The organism is Lysobacter solisilvae (assembly GCF_016613535.2).
Lineage (GTDB): Bacteria > Pseudomonadota > Gammaproteobacteria > Xanthomonadales > Xanthomonadaceae > Agrilutibacter > Agrilutibacter solisilvae.
This window is the reverse complement of record NZ_CP071518.1, coordinates 1,843,976-1,864,611: the sequence shown is the minus strand read 5'-3', so window position 1 is coordinate 1,864,611 and position 20,636 is coordinate 1,843,976. Positions and strand designations below refer to the sequence as shown.

Annotated in this window: 22 protein-coding genes and 1 pseudogene; 12 read left to right on the top strand and 11 right to left on the bottom strand. The window is 70.4% G+C overall.

The window, feature by feature from the left end; translation table 11 throughout:
- Together I8J32_RS08175 and I8J32_RS08170 are read left to right on the top strand one after the other, a co-directional pair.
- Complete coding sequence (locus I8J32_RS08175; protein ID WP_200610547.1) at positions 1-468, top strand: DUF3106 domain-containing protein; 468 nt, start codon at positions 1-3, stop codon at positions 466-468.
- Positions 465-1,331 (top strand): alpha/beta hydrolase, encoded by an 867-nt coding sequence (locus tag I8J32_RS08170; RefSeq protein ID WP_200610544.1) that lies wholly within the window; start codon positions 465-467, stop codon positions 1,329-1,331. The genes I8J32_RS08175 and I8J32_RS08170 overlap by 4 nt, the downstream gene beginning before the upstream one ends.
- Positions 1,332-1,358: 27 nt before the next feature.
- Here the strand turns inward: I8J32_RS08170 and I8J32_RS08165 are convergent.
- Positions 1,359-2,451: pseudogene (locus I8J32_RS08165) on the bottom strand (NAD(P) transhydrogenase subunit alpha).
- Positions 2,452-2,628: 177 nt separating this feature from the next.
- A complete protein-coding gene (locus I8J32_RS08160) occupies positions 2,629-4,782 on the bottom strand; it encodes a DUF1631 family protein (protein ID WP_200610539.1) in 2,154 nt (717 codons plus the stop codon).
- Positions 4,783-4,914: 132 nt separating this feature from the next.
- Here I8J32_RS08160 and I8J32_RS08155 point away from each other — a divergent pair, with 132 nt between their 5' ends.
- Genes I8J32_RS08155 through I8J32_RS08145 form a run of 3 tightly spaced genes read left to right on the top strand, consistent with a single transcriptional unit; the run spans position 4,915 to position 7,054 of the window.
- Positions 4,915-5,508, top strand: a complete 594-nt coding sequence (locus tag I8J32_RS08155) for a nitroreductase family protein (RefSeq protein ID WP_200610537.1) — start codon at positions 4,915-4,917, stop codon at positions 5,506-5,508.
- 53 nt (positions 5,509-5,561) lie between these two features.
- The gene (locus I8J32_RS08150) at positions 5,562-6,428 is read left to right on the top strand and encodes a 5'-3' exonuclease (protein ID WP_200613014.1); all 867 of its coding nucleotides are present in this window, start codon (positions 5,562-5,564) and stop codon (positions 6,426-6,428) included.
- Between the two features lie 47 nt (positions 6,429-6,475).
- A complete protein-coding gene (locus I8J32_RS08145; protein ID WP_200610534.1) occupies positions 6,476-7,054 on the top strand; it encodes an NUDIX hydrolase in 579 nt (192 codons plus the stop codon).
- A gap of 19 nt (positions 7,055-7,073) precedes the next feature.
- Here the strand turns inward: I8J32_RS08145 and pip are convergent, their stop codons facing one another.
- The 4 genes from pip to I8J32_RS08125 all read right to left on the bottom strand — a co-directional run bounded on the left by pip (position 7,074) and on the right by I8J32_RS08125 (position 10,267).
- Complete coding sequence (gene pip / locus I8J32_RS08140) at positions 7,074-8,015, bottom strand: prolyl aminopeptidase (protein WP_200610532.1); 942 nt, start codon at positions 8,013-8,015, stop codon at positions 7,074-7,076.
- 62 nt (positions 8,016-8,077) lie between these two features.
- Positions 8,078-8,917: a peptide chain release factor N(5)-glutamine methyltransferase gene (gene prmC / locus I8J32_RS08135; protein ID WP_200610530.1), complete on the bottom strand. Its 840-nt coding sequence runs from the start codon at positions 8,915-8,917 to the stop codon at positions 8,078-8,080.
- Between the two features lie 14 nt (positions 8,918-8,931).
- Positions 8,932-9,465, bottom strand: a complete 534-nt coding sequence (locus I8J32_RS08130; protein WP_200610520.1) for a carboxymuconolactone decarboxylase family protein — start codon at positions 9,463-9,465, stop codon at positions 8,932-8,934.
- A 262-nt stretch (positions 9,466-9,727) separates the two neighbouring features.
- Positions 9,728-10,267, bottom strand: a complete 540-nt coding sequence (locus tag I8J32_RS08125; protein WP_200610509.1) for a peroxiredoxin — start codon at positions 10,265-10,267, stop codon at positions 9,728-9,730.
- Between the two features lie 269 nt (positions 10,268-10,536).
- On the opposite strand from I8J32_RS08125, the gene I8J32_RS08120 reads away from it, so the two are divergent.
- Together I8J32_RS08120 and I8J32_RS08115 are read left to right on the top strand one after the other, a co-directional pair.
- A complete protein-coding gene (locus tag I8J32_RS08120) occupies positions 10,537-11,499 on the top strand; it encodes a LysR substrate-binding domain-containing protein (RefSeq protein ID WP_200610506.1) in 963 nt (320 codons plus the stop codon).
- Positions 11,496-12,140: a hypothetical protein gene (locus I8J32_RS08115; RefSeq protein ID WP_200610497.1), complete on the top strand. Its 645-nt coding sequence runs from the start codon at positions 11,496-11,498 to the stop codon at positions 12,138-12,140. Before I8J32_RS08120 ends, I8J32_RS08115 begins: the two co-directional genes overlap by 4 nt.
- Positions 12,141-12,192: 52 nt before the next feature.
- On the opposite strand, the gene msrA is transcribed toward I8J32_RS08115, so the two are convergent.
- From msrA to I8J32_RS08090, 5 genes are all read right to left on the bottom strand, one after another.
- Positions 12,193-12,852 carry a peptide-methionine (S)-S-oxide reductase MsrA gene (gene msrA / locus I8J32_RS08110; RefSeq protein ID WP_200610494.1) on the bottom strand — a complete coding sequence of 220 codons (660 nt, stop codon included), beginning with the start codon at positions 12,850-12,852 and terminating at the stop codon, positions 12,193-12,195.
- Between the two features lie 49 nt (positions 12,853-12,901).
- Positions 12,902-13,876, bottom strand: coding sequence for a DMT family transporter (locus tag I8J32_RS08105; protein WP_200610491.1), 975 nt, complete (start codon positions 13,874-13,876; stop codon positions 12,902-12,904).
- Positions 13,873-14,532 carry a glutathione S-transferase family protein gene (locus I8J32_RS08100; protein WP_200610481.1) on the bottom strand — a complete coding sequence of 220 codons (660 nt, stop codon included), beginning with the start codon at positions 14,530-14,532 and terminating at the stop codon, positions 13,873-13,875. Before I8J32_RS08100 ends, I8J32_RS08105 begins: the two co-directional genes overlap by 4 nt.
- Before the next feature lie 89 nt (positions 14,533-14,621).
- Positions 14,622-14,894, bottom strand: a complete 273-nt coding sequence (locus tag I8J32_RS08095) for a putative signal transducing protein (protein ID WP_200610479.1) — start codon at positions 14,892-14,894, stop codon at positions 14,622-14,624.
- Positions 14,895-14,974: 80 nt separating this feature from the next.
- Positions 14,975-15,490, bottom strand: coding sequence for an adenine phosphoribosyltransferase (locus tag I8J32_RS08090; protein ID WP_200610477.1), 516 nt, complete (start codon positions 15,488-15,490; stop codon positions 14,975-14,977).
- Positions 15,491-15,626: 136 nt separating this feature from the next.
- Between I8J32_RS08090 and I8J32_RS08085 the strand changes: the two genes are divergently transcribed.
- The 5 genes from I8J32_RS08085 (at position 15,627) to I8J32_RS08065 (ending at position 20,536) form a co-directional block, all read left to right on the top strand.
- Positions 15,627-17,384 carry a glutamine--tRNA ligase/YqeY domain fusion protein gene (locus I8J32_RS08085; RefSeq protein ID WP_200610475.1) on the top strand — a complete coding sequence of 586 codons (1,758 nt, stop codon included), beginning with the start codon at positions 15,627-15,629 and terminating at the stop codon, positions 17,382-17,384.
- 292 nt (positions 17,385-17,676) lie between these two features.
- Positions 17,677-17,964 carry a hypothetical protein gene (locus tag I8J32_RS08080; protein WP_245156501.1) on the top strand — a complete coding sequence of 96 codons (288 nt, stop codon included), beginning with the start codon at positions 17,677-17,679 and terminating at the stop codon, positions 17,962-17,964.
- Positions 17,964-18,539 carry a nucleoside deaminase gene (locus I8J32_RS08075; protein WP_200610474.1) on the top strand — a complete coding sequence of 192 codons (576 nt, stop codon included), beginning with the start codon at positions 17,964-17,966 and terminating at the stop codon, positions 18,537-18,539. The genes I8J32_RS08080 and I8J32_RS08075 overlap by 1 nt, the downstream gene beginning before the upstream one ends.
- 36 nt (positions 18,540-18,575) lie before the next feature.
- Entirely contained in the window at positions 18,576-19,649 is a 1,074-nt protein-coding gene (gene rlmM / locus I8J32_RS08070) for a 23S rRNA (cytidine(2498)-2'-O)-methyltransferase RlmM (protein ID WP_200610473.1), read from the top strand.
- 152 nt (positions 19,650-19,801) lie between these two features.
- A complete protein-coding gene (locus I8J32_RS08065) occupies positions 19,802-20,536 on the top strand; it encodes an EF-hand domain-containing protein (protein WP_200610472.1) in 735 nt (244 codons plus the stop codon).
- The last annotated feature ends 100 nt before the right edge of the window (positions 20,537-20,636 follow it).

Genomic DNA, 20,636 nt, shown 5'->3' with positions numbered 1-20,636 from the left:
ATGAATCGGCTGTGCCTGCTTGTCCTGCTGCTGTGCGTGTCGCTGCCCGTGCTCGCCCAGCGGCCCGCGCCCGCGACGAACGTCGCGCCCACTTCCGCACCGGCGCCAACCTACCCGGCCTGGGAGCAGCTCAGCCAGGCCGAGCGCGAACGCCTGGTCGCGCCCCTGCGCGAGCGCTGGAACGCGCAGCCCGGCGCGCGCGCCCGGATGATGGAGCACGCCCGCCGCTGGGAGCTGATGACGCCCGAACAACGCCAGCGCGCCCACCACGGCCGCGATCACTGGCGGCAGATGAAGCCCGAACAGCGCGAGCACGCCCGCGCGCTGTTCGAGAAGATGCGCACGATGACGCCCGAGCAGCGGCGCGAACTGCGCACCCGATGGCACGCCATGACGCCCGAGGAACGCGAGGCTTGGGTGGAACGCAATGCACCACGCCACGCCCCTGGGGACGGCGAATCCCGATGAGCGCGGGCCGGCGGCTGACGCTGGCACTGGTGATCGGCGCCCTGCTGGGCGCGCCCACGCAGGCCCGGCCGGGCGTGGTCCCGGATCCGGCGCCGCCGGCCGTGTCGGTGGTGCGCGGGTTGAGTTACGGCGCCCACCCGGACCAGCGGATGGACCTGTACGTGCCGCATGGCGCGCGCCATGCACCGGTGATCGTCCTGGTGCACGGCGGCGGCTGGCGTCGCGGCGACAAGGCCATGCCCGGAGTGGTCAGGAACAAGGTCGCGCGCTGGGCACCGCGCGGCGTGATCATCGTGTCCGTCAACTACCGCATGCTGCCCGAGGCCGACCCGCTGACCCAGGCGCGCGACGTCGCCCGCGCCGTAGCCGTCTCCCAGCGCGCAATCGCGCGCCACGGCGGGTCGCCGGATCGATTCATCCTCATGGGCCACTCCGCCGGCGGCCACCTGGTGGCCCTGCTGGCCGCCTCGCCGGAGCTTGCGCGCGCGGCCGGTGTCCGCCCCTGGCTGGGCACGGTGCTGCTCGACAGTGGCGCGCTCGATACCGTCGCCCAGATGCGCGGGCCGCACGCGCCGCTGTTCGACGAGGCCTTCGGTGACGATCCGCAGTACTGGGCCGCCGCCTCGCCGCTGCAGCAGTTGCGCCAGCGCACCGTGCCGGTGCTGGCGGTGTGTTCCAGCCTGCGGATCCGCTCGTGTCCGGCCAACGCGGACTTCGTCGCGCGTGCGCGCGCCCTGGGGGGCCGCGCGCAGCTGCTTGCGCAGCCATTGGGCCACCGCGCGATCAATGTCAGCCTGGGTGAAGCCAACGCCTACACCGGATCGGTGGAAGGCTTCCTGCGCGACCTGGGCCTGCCACTCTGACGCGGAGCCGGCCGACCGGCGCCGGCCTCACGCGGTGGCGCGCTCCGGCCACACCGTGCGGGCCAGCAGTTCGTCGTTCCAGTCAAAAGTGATGGCACCGTCCTTGACGAACAGGCTCACGAAATTGAGCAGGTTGCGGGCATACATCTCGCTGGCGTGCACCGCCCCCAGGCTCGCCAGGTTGAGCGGACCGGCGATGGTCACGCCGCGACTGTCCACGGTTTCGCCCGGCCGGGTGAGTTCGCAGTTGCCACCGGTCTCGGCGGCCAGGTCGACGATGACGCTGCCGGGCTTCATGCCCTCCACCATCGCCGCGGTGAGGATCTTCGGCGCCGGACGACCCGGCACGGCGGCCGTGCACACGACCACGTCGATGCCCTTGAGGTGGTCGGCCAGGCGTTGCTGCTGCAGTGCGCGCTCCTCGTCGGTCAGCGCGCGTGCGTAGCCGCCCTCGCCGGCCGCGCTGACGCCCAGGTCCAGGAACTTGCCGCCCAGCGATTCGATCTGTTCGCGCGTTTCCGGACGCACGTCGAAGCCTTCGACCTGCGCGCCCAGGCGCTTGGCGGTGGCAATGGCCTGCAGGCCCGCGACGCCGGCGCCGACGATCAGCACCTTCGACGGACGGATGGTGCCGGCCGCGGTGGTGAGCATCGGGAAGAAGCGCGGTGCAAGCTGCGCGGCGATCAGCGTCGCCTTGTAGCCGGCCATGCCGGCCTGCGAGCTGAGGATGTCCATCGCCTGCGCACGCGTGGTGCGCGGCAGGCGTTCAAGCGGAAAGGCCACCAGGCCGCGAGCGGTGATCGCCTGCCCGCGCGCATCGTCCGCCTGCGGGGACAGCATGCCGACCAGCGTGGCGCCGTCCTTCATGTGCGCCAGCGCTTCGGCAGCGGGAGGGGCGACGCAGAGCACGAGGTCGGCATCGTGCAAGGCGGCCTGCGCCGAATCGGCGAGGCTGGCGCCGGCGGCGACGTAGGCCTCGTCGGTGAAACTGGCGGTCAGGCCGGCGCCACGTTCCACGCGCACCTGCGCGCCCAAGGGCCACCAGCTTGCGGCAGGTTTCGGGCGTCGCCGCGACGCGGCGCTCTCCCGGCGCGGTCTCACGCGCGATCGCGATCGTCACCGGCGGGTTCGCACGGGGCGCGTTCGTGCCACTGGTGCTCGTGGCAGGCGTGCTGGTGGCAGGCGTCGGCGCCGCTTCCGTCATGTCGTGCTCGCTCCTGGACAGTCGCGGGCATCGTAACGAATGGCGTCACGCCGCGCGATGGCTCTCGCGCGGCGTGGACATGCCGATTGGTTGTCAGGCGGCCTTGGCGAGCTTGTCGCGCAGGTGGCGCATCGCTTCGTCGGTCGGTGCGCGCTCGGCGCCAACCTGCAGCCGGCCCGACTGCGCCAGCGCCGACAGCTCGGCGGCGGACGCCACCAGGACCCGCAGGCCGCGGCGGTTGACCAGCAGGAAGCGACCGGTCAGCGGGCTGATCCAGGCCACCTTGACGGCGAGCGCCTGTCCGGCCGGATCGAGCAGGCGCAGCCATTCGCCCGGCAGCAGGCGGCGCATGCGCGCGGCCACTTCGGGATCGTGCTCGATGGTGTCGGTGCCACCGGCCAGCCAGACGGCGGCGTCGTCGCCGGCCGCATCCTCGTCGTTGGAGACGGGCAGCGGCTGCGGGCCGCGCTGGGTATCCGGATAGGCCAGCGCCCGGACGAGCTCGGCCAGGCCCTGGCGCGCGGAATCCTCATCGAGGCCGGAACTGGCCAGGCAGGAGACGATCGCCGCTTCCAGCGCAATCAGCCGGTCAGCCAGCTTGCGCCCATCGCGCCCGCTGCGGGCGAGGCGATCGGCATCCAGCAGGGCATCGCCCAGCGCGAGGGTTTCGTTGTGGCGCGTCGAGCCGGAACCATCGCGCAGCAGCGTCTGCACTAGGTGGTGCCGCCAGGGCTGCGACAGGAAGGCGCCGACTTCGGGCGTGATCGGTTCGTGGAACATGTAGCCCAGCACGCTGTCGGCCTGGGTGCGCGCTTCATTGAGACGCTCGCGGCCGAAGGTGGCCTTGGCGGCACGCGACTCCTGCAGCTCCACGCGCAGCCGGTGCTGCTGCAGCAGCGCCTCCAGCTCGGCATGGGCCATCTCGAAGACGGCCAGGTCCTCGTTGTAGTCGGCCACGATGCGCTGGGACACCGCCGCGCAACGTTCGATGAGTTCGCGATCCTGCGCCGTGGCGGCGCAGTTGCCTTCGCAGGCCTCGGTGATGGCGTCGAGCAGCCTGCGCGCGGGGTGTTCGCGTTTGACGAACAGTCCCTGGTCCTTCATCGCCACCTTGACGTAGGGCATGACCAGCCGGCCGTACAGACGGCGCGCATGGTCCAGCAGCGCGTAGCTCTGGAACAGCGATTCGAACAGCAGGCCCACCAGATCGATCGCGTCGTCGTGCTCCGCGCTCAGACGGGTCTGCTCCGGGCTGTGGCCCAGGCGACGGGCGCCGTCGCGCAGGCGGATGCGGATGGCCTCGGACAGCTTGCCACCCTCCCCGGACAGCGCGCGGACGAAGACGTCCGGCGACTCGGGCTGCAACAGCGAAGCAACGCTGACGATTTCTTCCATGCGCAATTCGCGGCGCGGCATCGTGCCCTGTGTCTGTTCGTCGGAGTGCGGCGGAGCCTGTTCGCGCCAGGCATGCAGCTGCCTGCGCAGCTGGGCGATTTCAGCGGCGACCGCGGGGTCTTCGACCCGGGGCCGTTCGCGCACGGGCACCAGGTCGTGCTCCTGGTCGCGCCGGGTGACGACGACATTTTCCGGGACAGGACGCGGCCCCTGGGCGACGCCGACGCCGTAGCCGGCACTGCCCAGCAGGCCGTTGACGCGCGAGTACAGCTCGCCAAGCACCCGGGCGAGCTCCTGCTCGTACGCGCGGAACATGAGCGGCTGCAGGTCATGCGGAAGCTGGGCGTCGCGGTAGGTCTCGATGAAGGCGCCCGCGAGGCGGCCCGCGCCGATGGGATTGGACGAGGCCTGCATCTGCAGCGATTCGGCCAGCTTGTCCAGGCGCAGGCTCATCGCCTGCAGGGGCGTGGCGTAGCGCGATTCGATGGCGTCGGCGAGCTGCTGGCCCGCCAGGTGGAAGGCGAGCTGGTTCTCGGCCACCAGCGACAGCGGCAGGTCACCGCGGCTGCGGATGCGCAGCGAACGGAAATCGTCGAAGCCCTGCGCGATCTGCTGGCGGAAGCGCATCACGTACGTGGCCGACTGCTGGCGCAGCTTCAGCAGCGCCTGCATCTCGATGTGGCGTCCGCTGCCGGCACGCAGGCTGGATTCGTGCAGCTGCTGCTCGACCGGCGCATACAGGCCATTGGGCACGGCGCCCAGCAGCTCGACGGCCAGCCGCTTGATCTCTTCCAGCACGCGCGCGGGGTCGGGGCGCGAGCCGGACGGAGTTCCGGGATGTTCACCAAACATGGTTTCTACCTCTTCCCCAAAAGTGTGGTCTAACAGGCAATCGCCGGGGGACGCCGCCCAACCCTTGGACTCCATGGCAGCATAGGCAGGAACTTGAGGCCGCTTGCGCGGCGATCACACGATCTGTGACTAATGTCTCATTCCCTTTGTAGACCCGATCCGGCTGCCCTGGCGGCCCTGGACCAACGACGCTCGGTGCCGGCCAAACAGCTGGGCGAACCGGGCCCGGACCGGGCCACGCTCCTGCGGTTGCTGGCCTCGGCCGTGCGCGTCCCCGACCACGGCAAGCGCACGCCATGGCGCTTCCTTTCCATCAGCGGTCCGACGCGCCAGGCGCTGGGCGAGCGGCTCGCGGCACGGGGACTGGAGCGCGACCCCGACGCCGGCGAGGCGGCCGTCGAGAAGGACCGGATGCGGTTCTCCCATGCCCCGCTGGTGGTGGTCGTCGTCGCCCGGCTCGGACCGGATGAGAAAATCCCAGAAAGCGAGCGCCTGCTGAGCGCGGGCTGCGTCTGCTTCGCCCTGCTGCAGGCCGCCCAGGCCGCCGGATTCGGCGCGCAGTGGCTGACCGGCTGGCCCGCCTACGACCCGCAGGTCGGCCAGTGGCTGGGCCTGCAGGCCGACGAGCACGTGGCCGGCTTCATCCATATCGGCACCCCGCGGCTCGAGGTGCCCGAACGCGAGCGGCCTGATCCGGCCACCCTGCTGCAGGAACTGGTGTTGTGACCTCGCCCGACACCAGCGCCACCACGCAGCCGCTGTACCTGGTGGACGCGAGCATGTACGTGTTCCGTGCCTGGCATTCGATGCCCAACGAGTTCACCGACGAGGACGGCTGGCCCACCAACGCCGTCCATGGCTTCGCGCGTTTCCTGCTCGAACTGCTCGAACGCACGCGTCCGCAGCACATCGCCATCGCGTTCGACGAAGCGCTGGACTCGTGCTTCCGCAACGGGCTCTACCCGGCCTACAAGGCCAACCGCGAGAGCGCGCCGGATGAACTCAAGCGCCAGTTCGCCCATTGCAAGATGCTGTGCATCGCGCTGGGCCTGCCGGTGCTGGCACACGAGCAGTACGAAGCGGACGACCTGATCGGCAGCGCCCTGGCCCGCCAGCGCGCGCACGGGTTCCGCGGCGTGATCGTCTCGGCCGACAAGGACCTGTCGCAACTGCTGGTGGAAGCCGACGAACAATGGGACTACGCCCGCAACCAGCGCTGGAGCGCCGGCGGGGTGAAGGACCGCCACGGCGTGGAGGCCGTCCAGATCGCCGATTACCTCGCACTGACGGGCGATGCGGTCGACAACATCCCCGGCGTGCCCGGCGTGGGCGCCAAGACGGCGGCGGCCTTGCTGGCGCATTTCGGAACGCTCGACGCCCTGCTGGCGCGCGTGGACGAGGTGCCCTACCTGCGCCTGCGCGGGGCGGCCGGTGTCGCGGCCAGGCTGCGCGAGCACCGCGAGCAGGCGCTGCTGTGGCGCCGCCTGACCACCGTCGCGCTGGACGCCCCGCTCGAGGATGGCCACTTCACCCGCGGCAATCCCGACGGCGGAATGCTGGCCACGCTGTGCCAGTCGCTGCGCTTCGGCCCGATGACCCGTCGCCGCCTGCATACGGCGGCCGGCCTGGAGATGGCGGTCGCCTGACCGGGCGCTGACACGTCCCGCAACGCCGCACGCGGTAGCATCGGGACATGAGCCAGATCGATCACGAAGCCAGCGACCTTCCCACCGAAACCCTTTATGACGGCCAATGGCTGCGGATGCGCCGCCGCGGTCATTGGGAATTCGCCGAGCGCACGCATGGCACGGGCATGGCGGTGATCGTCATTGCGCTGACCCCCGATGACCAGGTGCTTTTCGTCGAGCAGTACCGCGTGCCCCTGGGCGCGCGGACGATTGAAATGCCGGCCGGCCTGGTCGGCGACGATCACGCCCACGACACGCTGGAAACGGCGGCGCGACGTGAACTGATCGAGGAGACCGGCTGGGATCCGGCCCAGGTGGAGGTGCTGCTGGTCGGTCCGACCTCGGCGGGCATGAGCAGCGAGCGCATCGCGTTCGTCCGCGCCACGGGGCTGCGCCGGGTGGGCGAAGGTGGCGGCGTCGACGGCGAAGGCATCACGGTCCACAGCGTGCCGCGCGCGCAGGCGCCGGCCTGGCTGATGGCCCGGCAGGCAGAAGGATTCGAGCTGGACCTCAAGCTCTGGGCCGGCCTGTGGATGCTCGAGCGCGATCCGGACGGCACGCCGCGAGCGGACCTGTCGCCGTAGGCCGCGTCGCGGCGGTGGCTCAGGCGTAGCGCTGCGTCGCCGCGACCAGCGCGTCGACGTTCTCCGCCTCGAAGGCCGAATGCCCGGATGCGGGCGTGATCACCAGTTCCGCGCGTGGCCAGGCCTTGTGCAGGTCCCAGGCGTTCTGGACGGGGCACACCACGTCGTAGCGCCCGTGCACGATCACGCCGGGAATGTCGGCCAGCCGGTGCGCGTCGCGCAGCAGCTGGTCCTCGACTTCGAAGAAACCGCCGTTGACGAAGTAGTGGTTCTCGATGCGGGCGAAGGCCAGCGCGAAGGCCGCATCCTCATGGCCGGCGACGAATTCATCGTCGACGTGCAGGAAGCTGGTCGCGCCCTCCCACACGCTCCAGGCGCGCGCCGCGGCCAGGCGGGTGGCTTCGTCCTGGCTGGTGAGGCGGCGGTGGAAGGCCGAAATGAGGTCGTGGCGCTCGACCGTCGGGATCGCGCCGACGTAGTGCTCCCACGCATCCGGGAACAGGCGCGAGGCGCCTTCCTGGTAGAACCATTCCAGTTCCCAGCGACGCAGCATGAAGATGCCGCGCAGGACCAGTTCGGTCACCTGCTGCGGGTGGGCTTGCGCGTAGGCCAGCGCCAGCGTCGAGCCCCAGGAACCGCCGAACACCTGCCAGCGGTCGATGCCCAGGTGCTCGCGCAACTGCTCGATGTCGGCCACCAGGTGCCAGGTCGTGTTGTCCACCAGGTCCGCGTGCGGGAGCGACCGGCCGCTGCCGCGCTGGTCGAACAGGACGATGCGGTACTTCGACGGATCGTGGAACCGGCGCATGCGGCTGCTGCAGCCCGCGCCCGGTCCGCCGTGCAGCATCACCACCGGCTTGCCACGCGGGTTGCCGCACTGCTCGTAGTACAGCGCGTGGCGGTCGTCGACCCGCAGGATGCCGCTGTCGAAGGGTTCGATGTCCGGATAGAGCGTGCGCATGGCGACATCCGCTGGAATGCAGAAGGAAATTCTAGCGCAGGCCCGAGCGGGTCCCGCTGCGGTCAGTTGGCGGCGCGACCCAGGGTGACCCGGTCGCGCGCTTCCAGGTCCTGGTGCGTGGCGACCTCGAGCAGCCCCGCCCCGGCCAGCAGCGCGCGGACCGCGGCGCCCTGCTCCCAGCCGTGTTCGACCAGCAGCCAGCCGCCGGCCAACAGATGCCGGGGCGCCTGTCCGGCGATGGCCCTGATCGCATCGAGCCCGTCCGCGCCCGAGGACAGCGCACCGGCAGGCTCGAAGCGCAGGTCGCCCTGCTCCAGGTGGGCGTCGCCCAGCGCGATGTAGGGCGGATTGCTTGCGATCAGGGCCAGCCGCTCGCCTCGCAGGGGCTCGAACCAGTCGCCCTGCCGGAAGTCGACTTTGGACAGGCCCAGCATCCGCGCATTGCCGCGGGCGACCGCGAGCGCGGCGTCACTCACGTCCGTGGCGATCACCTGCACGTCGGGACGTTCGCAGGCCAGCGCCAGCGCGATGGCTCCGCTGCCGGTGCCCAGGTCCGCTACCGCGTGCGCCCCCGACTGCGGCATGCGCGCCAGCGACAGCTCCACCAGCAGCTCGGTTTCCGGGCGCGGAATCAGCGTCGCCGGCGACACGGCCAGGTCGAAGCGCCAGAAGCCGCGATGGCCAGTGATGTACGCCAGCGGTTCGCCCTGCAGGCGTCGCGCCAGCAACTGTCCGAACGCCGCGGCCGCGGCGGCAGGCACCGGGTCGTCGCCATGGGCGAACAGCCAGCCGCGCGGACGCTCCAGTACATGCGCGAGCAGCAGGTCGGCATCCTCGTGGGCCACCTGCGTGCGCGCGCCGCGCAGCAGGGCCGATACCGTCGCGGGCGCCGCGTCGCTCATGGCATCAGCCGCCGTCAGGCCGCCGATTGTTCCAGCGTGACCGCCACGGCATGCACCACCGCAGCGATCTTCAGCGCGCTCTGCACGCCCTGCGCGGTGATGTCGTGCTGGCGCAGGGTGCGCTCGTGCGAGTCCATGCAGGCACCGCAGCCATTGATGGCCGACACGGCGAGCGAGGCCAGTTCGAAGGTCATCTTGTCGATGCCCGGATTGCCCATGATGTTCATGCGCAGGCCCGCGCGCAGCTTGCCGTACTCGTCGTTCTGGATGAGGTGGGTGGCGCGGTAGTAGACGTTGTTCATCGCCATGATCGCGGCCGCGGCGCGCGCGCCGTTGATCTCCTCGGGCGAAAGCTGCTCGGCGGCGAAGCTTTCGATCGCCGCGACCAGCGGCGCGTGACGCCCGGCGATGGCGCAGGCCAGGGCGATGGCCCGGATGCGCTTGCCGTCCAGACCGGGCGAACCGGCATCGCTCAGCACGCTTTCGAGGTTCAGGCGCAGGTCCTTCGCGTAGTCGGGAATCTGGCTGCGCAGTTCGGGCAGGCTCATGGAGATCTCCTGGAATCGGGGCGGCGGTTCACGGAATCGTAGCGACGGGCAGCGGCAGGCGCGGTGCGCCACCTCCGGGCCGATCGGCGCCCCGTGAACGCGGTGGGGAATGTGGAAGCCGGCAAGGCGCCGAGAGACAGCCGGGGCGAACCCCGGCTGTCAAAGTCCCGCTGGGAGGGAGAGAGAGAAGGGCCGGAGGGAAGGGCCGGCCCCGCACAGCGGGACGAAACTGCAATGACGTTGGCGGTGACGCGGGCCGCGATCAGGCGACCTTGAGCGTGTCTTCGCCCTGGTGCCAGTTGCAGGGACACAGCTCGTCGGTCTGCAGGGCGTCGAGCACGCGCAGCACTTCTTCCGGGCTGCGGCCCACCGACAGGTCGGTCACATAGACGAAGCGGATGATGCCGTCCGGATCGACGATGAAGGTGGCGCGCTGGGCGACGCCGGCTTCCTTGTCGAGGATGCCCAGCGCGGAGGTCAGTTCGCGCTTGACGTCGGCCAGCATCGGGAACGGCAGGCTGTTCAGGTCCTTGTGGTGGGTGCGCCAGGCGTGGTGCACGAACTCGCTGTCGGTCGAGCCGGTCAGCAGCTGGGCATCGCGGTCCACGAAAGCCTGGTTGTGGTTGGCGAAACCGACGATCTCGGTCGGGCAGACGAAGGTGAAGTCCTTCGGGTAGAAGAACACCACCAGCCACTTGCCCTTGTAGGTGTTGTTGTCGATCTCGACGAACGCGTTCTTGAGATCGTTGGAAACGGTGGCCTGGACCTTGAACTGGGGAAACTTGTCGCCTACGGAAAGCATCGATCGACTCCTGTCGAGGGGTTTGGGGAAGAGTGGGAAGCCTGCGCGCCGGACTGTTCGCCCTGCGCGATGGGAGCATGCTGCGCCCGAGGGTTTGATAATGGAAGTGGATTGTTTCTATGATCGCGATAGGGACGATCAATGGACGGAGCTCCAGGATGGGGCGGCGGGCGGCAGCGCGACCTGGTTCGCCACCGTGCGCGCCGTCTGTCACCCGACGCCTCCCCCATCAGGCGCCTCCGACTCCCCACCACCACTGCCACTCCGGAATGAACCTTCGCGACCTCCGCTACCTCGTCGCCCTCGCCGACCACAAGCACTTCGGCCGGGCGGCCACGGCCAGCTTCGTCAGCCAGCCCACGCTGTCGACGCAGATCCGCAAGCTCGAGGACGAACTGGGCGTGGCGCTGGTGGAGCGCGCGCCGCGCAAGGTGATGCTCACGCCCGTTGGCCGGGACATTGCCGAGCGCGCGCGCAAGGTGATCGCCGACGTCGACCAGATGACGCAAATTGCACGGCGCAGCCAGGATCCGGAGGCCGGTACCGTCCGGCTCGGCCTGTTCCCGACGCTGGGACCTTATCTGTTGCCGCACGTAGTGCCGGGCCTGCGCAAGCGATTTCCCCGGCTGGAACTGCTGCTGGTGGAAGAGAAGACCGACCAGATCCTGGCCCGCCTGCGCGACGGCCGGCTCGACGCCGGCCTGCTGGCCCTGCCCGTGCACGACGACCAGCTGCACGTCGAACCGCTGTTCGACGAGCCCTTCCTGCTCGCGGTGCCGCGCCACCATGAACTGGCCCGCCAGGCTTCCCTGCGGGTGGCGGACCTCGACAACCGCCACCTGCTGCTGCTCGAGGAGGGCCACTGCCTGCGCGACCAGGCGCTCGACGTATGCCGCATGGCCGGCGCCGACGAACGCGACGGTTTCCGCGCGACCTCGCTGGAAACACTGCGCCAGATGGTGGCCGCCGGCGTGGGCATCACCCTGCTGCCCATGCTCGCGGTGCAGCCCCCGGTGCCGACTTCGGCGGACATCGCGCTGCTGCCCTTCCGGGGCGAGCCGCCATTCCGGCAGATCGCGCTGGTCTGGCGCCGCAGTTCCGCAATGGCCGGGCTGATGATGGAACTGGCCGCCGAACTGCGCGCGCTGCCGCGGGGGCTGCTGCAGCCGCCGCCGGAACTGGCGGGGACAAAGAGAAGCAAGGCGCCAGCCCGGCCCAGGGCGGGAACATGATCAACCCGCGCACGCTGATCGTGTTGCTCGCGCTGGCCGCGGCGGGCTGGTGGTATTCGCCGCTGTCGCCCCGCGGCAACGCCGGCCAGGCCCTTGCGCAAGGTGCCGCCGGCGGCTGCGAGCTGCCACCGCGGGTGGCGCCCCTGGAGGCGCCGCTGCAGACGCCGGTCCCCGCCCACCTGCAACCGATCCGGTTGCCTGCGGCCACGCTGCGACCCTTGGCCGGGTTCAGCGTCGACGCCAAGGTGCTGTCGCGGCACGACTACGACGGCGACCGCGAATCCGCGCTGTCCCCCGTCGACTTCGCGCTGGGCTGGGGCGCGATGCGCGAGGACTCCGTCGTCGATCGCTTGAACATCACCCAGTCGGGTCGCTGGTATCACTACCGCTACACCGGCGCGCCACCGATCCCGCATGAGGACATCGGCCGCTCGTCGGCCAACATGCACATGATTCCCGCCGACGCCGGCGTCGCCGACGCACTCGAAGCAGTCGAGGCCGGCGATCGCGTGCGCATCGACGGCTGGCTGGTGGAGGTGCAGGCCACCGATGGCTGGCAGTGGCGCAGTTCGACCACGCGCGAGGACACCGGACGCGGCGCCTGCGAGGTCGTGTACGTGTGTGCGGTGACGCGGCTCTAGAAGCCCTCGCGCAAGCAGATTCCACCCGGAGGCTGGCGAGTGCGGCCCACCGTCAAAGGCGTCGGCCCGCCGTGACCACCGGGCAGTCCACCCCAGTCCCGACCTGCCCGCAATGACCCGTCGGGTTCTTGGCCAGGTACTGCTGGTGGTACTCCTCGGCGAAGTAGAAGTGCGGCGCCGGAAATTCGATCCTGGTGGTGATGGGCCCGAAGCCGGCCGCAGTCAGCCGCTGCTGGAACGCGTCGCGGCTGGCGACCGCCGCATCGTATTGCGCTCCGGTGTCGCAGTGGATGACCGAACGATACGGGGTGCCGACGTCATCGCCCTGGCGCATCCCCTGGGTGGGATCGTGGCCCTCCCAGAACACGCGCAGCAGCTCGGCGATCTCCAGGACGTTCTCGTCGTACACCACCTGCACGACTTCGGCGTGCCCGGTCAGGCCGCTGCAGACCTCCTGGTAAGTGGCGTTGGGGGTGAACCCGCCGGCGAAGCCGACGGCCGTGCTCTCCACGCCGCGCAGGCCCCAGAACCTGCGCTCGGCGCCCCAGAAGCAGCCCATCCCGAACTGCACGGATGCGAAGCCGACAAAGGCATCGCGCAAGGGACTGCGCAGCACGTGATGGACATTGCGCAGCGACATCGGCTCGTCGCGTCCGACCAGCGCCTCGTCCGGGCGTGGCATGCGCTGTTTGAAAGCTCCGATTCCCAGCATCACGCACTCTCTGTTGCAGGATCCGGACAGATGGTGCGGCAGCAAGGATTCAGTCGCGGTGACCGTCGGCAGGTGCTCCGGACCGAAGCCCCACCTCCGGCGCGGCCTTCGCCTCTGCCCCATCCCCCGCCTCGCGCGTCGACTGCGCGCGCGCCAGGCCCAGGAAAATGCCCGCCAGCGACAACCCCAACCCACACAGTTCGACTGCACCCAGGTGGGCGTCGAACAGCAGCCAGTCCCACACGTAGGACAGCAGGGGCTGCAGCAGCAGGCACAGGCCAAGCACGCCGGCCTGCAGCTTCGGCATGACGCGGCCGATGACCAGCCAACCGAAGACCTGCGCGATCAGCGCGTAGGCCAGCAGTGCGCCCCAGTCCGCGGCTCCGGCCGGACGCAGCTTTTCATCCCCCAACAGGGTCATCCCCAGCAGCAGCGTTGCGCTGAACAGGCATAGCCACCACAGCATCGCCTCGTTGCTGAGGCTGCCGCGTTGCGCCTGGCCCGCGCGGAAGGCGATCAGGAACGCGCCGTAGGCCACTGCGGTGCCCAGTCCGAAGGCGATGCCCAGGCGGAAGCGCGCATCGAAGCCCGACCAGCCCGGCGCCAGCAGCAGCGCCAGCCCGGCCAGCGCCAGCAGCAACCCCGCCCACAATCGCCACCCGCCGCGCTCGCCGAGCACCAGTGCGCCGTAGCCGGCCAGCGCGAACACCTGGAAATTACCCAGCAACGTCGCCAGGCCCACGCCGACGTAGAGGATGCTCCGGTGCCACATCCACAGGTCGATGGCGAAGAACACCGCCGCCGCCAACAGCAGGCCGAGCACCCGCCGCGACGGCTTCCAGCCGGCGCGCACCTTGGGCCGCGCCAGCCAGGCCAGCAGCAGGATGCCGGCCAGGCCCATGCGCCAGAACGCCGATGCCGTGGGCCCCACGCTCGTCCACTTCACGAACACCGCCGAGGTGCTGATCAGCGCCGCGCCGACGGCCATCGCCACCAGCGCGCCGCGCGGGGCGCGGTTGGTCATGTCGCAGCCAGGGCGTCGGTGGCTTCGATGCGCTCGGGTTCGATCGCCGCCGCGTCGCGCCATTCGCGCAGGGCCGGCAAGGCGGTCAGCGCATCGACCCAGGCCCGTGCCGTGGCGTCCATCGGCACGCCGTAGCCGATGAAGCGCATCGCCACCGGCGCGAACATCGCATCGACGATGCCGAACGCACCGCACAGGAAATCGCCGCCCTGGCCGTGTTCCCGGCGCAACTGGCCCCACAGCTGCTGGATGCGGTCGATGTCGGCCTGCGCCTTTTCATCCCAGCGGTACCCGTCGGGCACGCGACGGCAATTCATCGGCAACTGCAGCCGCAGCGCGCGGAACCCCGAATGCATCTCGGCCACGGCGGCGCGCGCCACGGCGCGGGCGCGCAGGTCCGCGGGCCAGCCGCGGCCATCGAGCCAGCGCTCGTTGGCGTACTCGCAGATGGCGAGCGAATCGGGCAGCACCAGGCCCTCGTCATGCAGGACCGGCACGCTGCGCGTGGGGGACCAGCGGCCGATCTGCTCGAAGAATTCCGGCGTGTCGAGGTTCAGCCGCAACTCGTCGAAGGCCACGCCGAAATGACGCAGCAACAACCACGGGCGCAGTGACCAGGAGGAGTAGTTCTTGTTGCCGATGACGAGCAGGGGCATGGCGGGCGATCCGTCGGGGAACAAGCGCCCAGTGTGACGCAGCCGATGCGTGCGTGGCCCACCGTCGGTGGAACATTGACGCCGTCCTGTTACGCCGGCATCCAGCCCTCGTGGCCCTGGAGCAGATCATCGTCGGCTTCGCCGGCTTCGCCCTGGGTCAGCGGCAGCGCGGTCACGATGGCCTGGGCCTGCGGGAAGACGACATCCGGCACGCACACGGCCACGACGCCGAACAGCGGCAGTTCGCCCATGCCTCCCAGCAGCTGCTCGCCGCGCAGGAAGACCGGGATCTCCTCGGCTTCCAGCGCGTGGCGCACCAGGTGCGCGTCGATCAGGTTCGCGGCCTCATAGACGACTTTCATGGCGCAGCTCCCAGGGTGTTCCAAGGGTCCAGCGGGATGGCCGCGGGCCAATGCCCGGGCTTGCCCCAGCATACGCCGCCTCAGCAGTGCAGCAGCGCCAGCAATGGCAGCGGCGCCGGCCAGCGGGCACGGCCACCCAGGGCGTCGATCTCGATCACCACGCTGGCGCCCACCAGCTCGACCTGCAACTGCTCCAGCAGGGTGCGCCCGGCAGCCAGGGTCCCGCCGGTCGCCAGTACGTCGTCCACCAGCAACACCCGGGCGCCGGGTCGAAGCCCCTGCGCCCCTACTTCCAGCCGGGCGCTGCCGTATTCCAAGTCGTAATCCACGCCGATGGTCGGCGGCGGCAGCTTGCCCACCTTGCGCAGCGGCACGAAGCCGGTTTCCAGCACCTGCGCCATGGCCGCGCCGAAGATGAAGCCGCGTGATTCGATCCCGCAGATCGCATCCAGCCGCGCGTCCCGCCATGGCTTGGCCAGTGCGGCGATGCAGGCCGCCAGGCCCGCCGGGTCGGCCAGCAGCGGGCCGATGTCCTTGAAAGTCACGCCAGGGCGGGGAAAGTCGGGGACGTCGCGGATCAGGTCTTGCAGGCCCATGGCGGTCCTGGAGGCGGGAATGGGCCGAGCTTACGGCCCGGCGCGGCGGCTGTCCCCGCCATCGGGCGTGGCCGCGAAGGGAGCCGGGTGCGCCGGCGGGCTAAACTCCCCGTTCTCCCACGCTTGCTGCTGCCGAATGTCCGCATCGCCCGACCCCACCCTCCCTCCCTCCGCCGACGGCACCCCGGCCAGGCAGGACTTCATCCGGCAGATCGTCCGCGAGGACCTGGCCAGCGGCAAGCACGCGGCCATCCGCACCCGCTTTCCGCCCGAGCCCAACGGCTATCTGCACATCGGCCACGCCAAGGCGATCTGCCTGGACTTCGGCGTCGCCCGCGAGTTCGGCGGCGAATGCAACCTGCGCCTGGACGACACCAACCCGGCGAAGGAAGACCCCGAGTACGTGCGCGCCATCCAGGACGACGTCCACTGGCTGGGCTTCCAGTGGCACGACCTGCGCCACGCATCGGACTACTTCGAGGTGTTCTACCTGGCCGCGCAGAAGCTGATCCGCCAGGGCGACGCCTTCGTCTGCGACCTCACCGCCGAGCAGGTCCGCGAATACCGCGGCAGCCTGAACGAGCCCGGCCGCAATTCACCCTTCCGCGACCGCAGCGTCGAGGAAAACCTGGACCTGTTCACCCGCATGCGCGCCGGCGAGTTCCCCGACGGCGCGCGCACGCTGCGGGCGAAGATCGACATGAGCTCGGGCAACATCAACCTGCGCGACCCGGCGCTCTACCGCATCAAGCACGTCGAGCACCAGAACACCGGCAACGACTGGCCGATCTATCCGATGTACGACTACGCGCATTCGCTCAGCGACGCGGTGGAAGGCATCACGCACTCGCTGTGCACGCTGGAGTTCGAGGACCACCGGCCGCTGTACGACTGGTGCGTGGACCGTGTCGACTTGGCCCACTCGCCGGAACTGGTCGCGCCGCTCACCGGCAAGGGCCTGCCCTTCGAGGCCGCCAAGCCGCGCCAGATCGAGTTCTCGCGCCTGAACTTCAACTTCCTGGTGATGAGCAAGCGCAAGCTGCTGGCGATGGTCAACGAAGGCCTCGTCGATGGCTGGGACGACCCGCGCATGCCGACGCTGCAGGGCATCCGCCGCCGCGGCTACACGCCGTCGGCCCTGCGCCTGATGGTGGACCGGGTGGGCATCAGCAAGCAGAACTCGCTGCTGGACATCTCGATCCTGGAAGGCGCGCTGCGCGACGACCTGGACGCGCACGCACCGCGCCGGATGGCGGTGGTCGACCCGCTGAAGCTGGTGCTGACCAACCTGCCGGACCAACACGAAGAACAGCTGACCTTCTCCAACCACCCCAAGGACGCCAGCCAGGGCGAGCGCCGGGTGCCGTTCTCGCGCGAGCTGTGGATCGAACGCGAGGACTTCGAGGAAGTACCTCCGCCAGGCTTCAAGCGCCTCACCCTGGGCGGCGACGTGCGCCTGCGCGGTGCGGGCATCGTGCGTTGCGACGAAGCGGTCAAGGACGCCGACGGCCGCGTGGTGGAACTGCGCTGCACGCTGGACCCGGAGTCGCGCCCCGGCATGGATGGCGCCAACCGCAAGATCAAGGGCACGATCCACTGGGTGAGCGCGCAGCACGCGGTCGCCGCCGAAGTCCGGCTGTACGACCGCCTCTTCACCGTGGCCGACCCGGATACCGACGAGGCCGGCAAGAGCTACAAGGATTACCTCAATCCACTGTCGCGCCGCACCGTCACCGGCTATGTCGAACCGGCCGCGGCGCAGGCCGGGCCAGAGCAGTCCTACCAGTTCGAGCGCATCGGCTATTTCGTCGCCGACCGCTACGACCATCGTGAAGGCGCCCCGGTGTTCAACCGCAGCGTCACCCTGCGTGACACCTGGGCCGGCAAGACTTGAGCTCCCCGCCACGAGGAGATCGCCGATGAAACCGTCCCAGCCAAGCGGGCGTGCCGTGCGTTCGCGCCTGCACGCCACCGTGTCCCCGGCCCTGAGGGCTGTCCTGCTCTTGTTGGCCCTGTTCGTACTGGCGGCCTGTGCCGCGCCGGCGCCGTCATCCCCGACGGCGAAGGCCGGCGACAGCGAGGCGGCGCCCGTCGCCCGCCCCGCGCCGGTTGAGGCGGCGCCTGCGGCAACACCGGCCCCGGCGACTCCGGCCCCCGCCACGCATACGCGCCAGACCGGTGGCCCGCTGCCGCCCGAACGCGTCGCCGACCGCAAGCCCGAGGCCCCGGCCGAGGTCAAGGTCGACACGTCGTGCCGCACCGATGCGGACTGCACGGTGAAGGACGTGGGCAACTGCTGCGGACACTACCCGGCCTGCGTCAACGTCAACAGCCCCACCGATCCCAAGGGTGTGCAGGCGCGCTGCGCGAAGAACGGCATGGCCGCGGTGTGCGGGTTTCCCGAGATCGCGGGCTGCAGCTGCGTGAACGGCACCTGCCAGGCGGCTGGCGCCGGTGGCGAGGTCGTGCGCTGATGCTCCACGCCCAGGTCCATCTCACCCTGCCCGTCTGGGTGCACGAAGCGGTCGACACGGCGCGTGCCTACGTGGGGGTCGAGGACAAGGTCGCACTGGCCATCGCCCTGTCGCGGATGAACTTCGAGGCGGGCACGGGCGGCCCGTTCGGGGCCGCCGTGTTCGGGCCGGACGACCGCATCATCGCCGTCGGCGTCAACCGCGTGCTGCCGCATGCCTGCTCGGTGGCGCACGCCGAGATCATGGCCTACATGCTCGCGCAGCAGCGCACCCAGCGTGCACGCCTCAACCGCGACGCCGAAGACCGGCCCATCGGCCCGGTCACCCTGGCCACCTCGTCGCAGCCGTGCTGCCAGTGCTACGGCGCCACCGTCTGGGCCGGCATCGACCACCTGGCGATCGGCGCCCGCGCCGAGGACGTGATGGGCCTGACCGAGTTCGACGAAGGGCCCTTGCCCGCCGACTGGATGGGCGAGCTCACCCGCCGCGGCATCGCCGTCACCCGCGACGTCCTGCGCGAGGACGCCTGCGCCGTGCTCGCCGCCTACGGCGCCGCCGGTGCGCCGGTCTACTGAAGCCGGTCCGCCGGCACCCCACGAAGACGGCCCGAAATGACTGCCCCCGACGCCCGCGGCGACGCCCTGTTCTGCACCTGCCGTGCCGGTTTCGAACCGGAACTGGCGGGTGAACTGAGCGAGCGCGCCGCGCTGGCGGGACTGGCGGGCTACGCGCGCACCCAGCGCAATTCCGGCTTCGTCGAGTTCTTCTGCGAACAGGCCGATGAACTCTCGCGCAGCCTGCCCTTCGACACGCTGATCTTCGCCAGGCAGAAGCTGCTGCGCCTGGCGGAGCTGCGCGGCTTCGATCCGCGCGACCGCATCACGCCGATCGTGGACGCGCTCGCGGCCCTGCCACCGGCGCTGTACGGCGAGCTGTGGGTCGAGCATCCGGACTCGGATGCGGCCAAGCCGCTGGCGGGACTGGCGCGAAGCTTCGGCAACGCGCTGCGTCCGGCCCTGCGCAAGGCCGGTGTGCTGGCCCGCGCCGACGATGCCCGCAAGCCGCGACTGCACGTGGTCTTCCTCGACGGCGACCACCTGGTGCTGGCGCGCAGCGACGCGCAGGACGATTCACCCTGGCCGCAGGGCATCCCCCGGCTGCGCATGCATGCCGAGGCCCCCAGCCGTTCCGCGCTCAAGCTCGAGGAAGCGCTGCTCACGCTGCTGCGCGAGGACGAGCGCGCGCGCCTGCTGCGCGATGGCATGCGTGGCGCCGACCTGGGCGCCGCGCCCGGCGGCTGGACGTGGGTGCTGGTGCGCAACGGACTGCACGTCACCGCCATCGACAACGGCCCGCTGCGCCAGCACCTGCTCGACAGCGGCCGTGTGGACCACCTGCGCGCCGACGGATTCCAGTGGCAACCCCGCACCGCGCTGGACTGGATGGTCTGCGACATGGTCGAGCAGCCGCGCCGCGTGGCCGAACGCATGGCCACCTGGATGCGCGAAGGCTGGTGCCGGCACACGGTGTTCAACCTGAAGCTGCCGATGAAGAAGCGCTGGGAGGAAACCCGGCTGTGCCTGGATCTCTTCCGCGCCCAGGCCGGGCCGTTGGCGGTGCTGCGCGCGCGCCAGCTGTATCACGACCGTGAAGAGATCACGGTGTTCGCCAGCGCACGGCGCTGAGGGTCCGCGGTCGGGCGCCGCGCCCGCTTCGTGCACGCCATCCTCATCTGCGTGAACCCCACCCCCCTCGCTTCCCGCATATCGGGCGGGGTTTACGCGGGTTTGATCACCCCGACGTTAGCGTTCGGTCGATCCCACAGGAGGAACGGACGATGCGCAAGTCGCACTATCTATCCATGCTCGCGCTGGTGTCGGCCATGACGGTCGTCGGCGCGGCCAACGCACAGAAGGCCGGCGAAGTGCCGGCGGTGCGCACCGCCGAAGCACAGGCGGACGAAGCCACCGCCCAGGCCGAAGAAGCCAAGGCCGAAGCCGAGTCGGCGCAGAGCGCCGCCCAGGCGCGCACGGGTGACGCGCGCGCCGCCCACGAAGCATCGATCGACGCCCAGGCCGCCGCACAGGATGCCCAGCAGGCTGCCGCAAAGGCGCAGGGCGCCGAGGCCGAAGCCAAGGGTGGCAGCAGCGCGACCGCGGCCGCCATCGAAGCCGGCCAGGCCGCCAGCGAGGCGACCAACGCCCAGCTCGCCGCCGAAGCGGCCAATGTCAGCGCGCACCAGGCCGCGCAGCCTGTGCCGCCCGCCGAACCCAGGACCATGGCTGACTACGACCCGATGCCCTCGCCAGGCGTGACGCCCACTCCGCCGGCCGGCGCGAAGCTGCTGCCGCAGGCCACCGCCTCCACCGGCGCACCGGTGTGGGTCACCTCCAGCCACGGCAACCCGGCGCCGAACGCGCACGGCGTGGACTTCCCCGCCCTTGACGCCAACCACGACGGCTGGCTCACCAAGGCCGAGGTGAACGCCAATGCCGACCTCACGCGCGAGTTCGCCACCGTCGACATCGACCGCAACGGCCGTCTCGACCGCGACGAGGTCAACGACTGGTAAGCGCGTCGCAACCTCTCTCTCACGTTGCATGATCGACGTGTTCGCCCGGCCCCACGCCGGGCGTTCTTTTTTTTCCGGCTGCGAGTTTCCTGCGGCACCA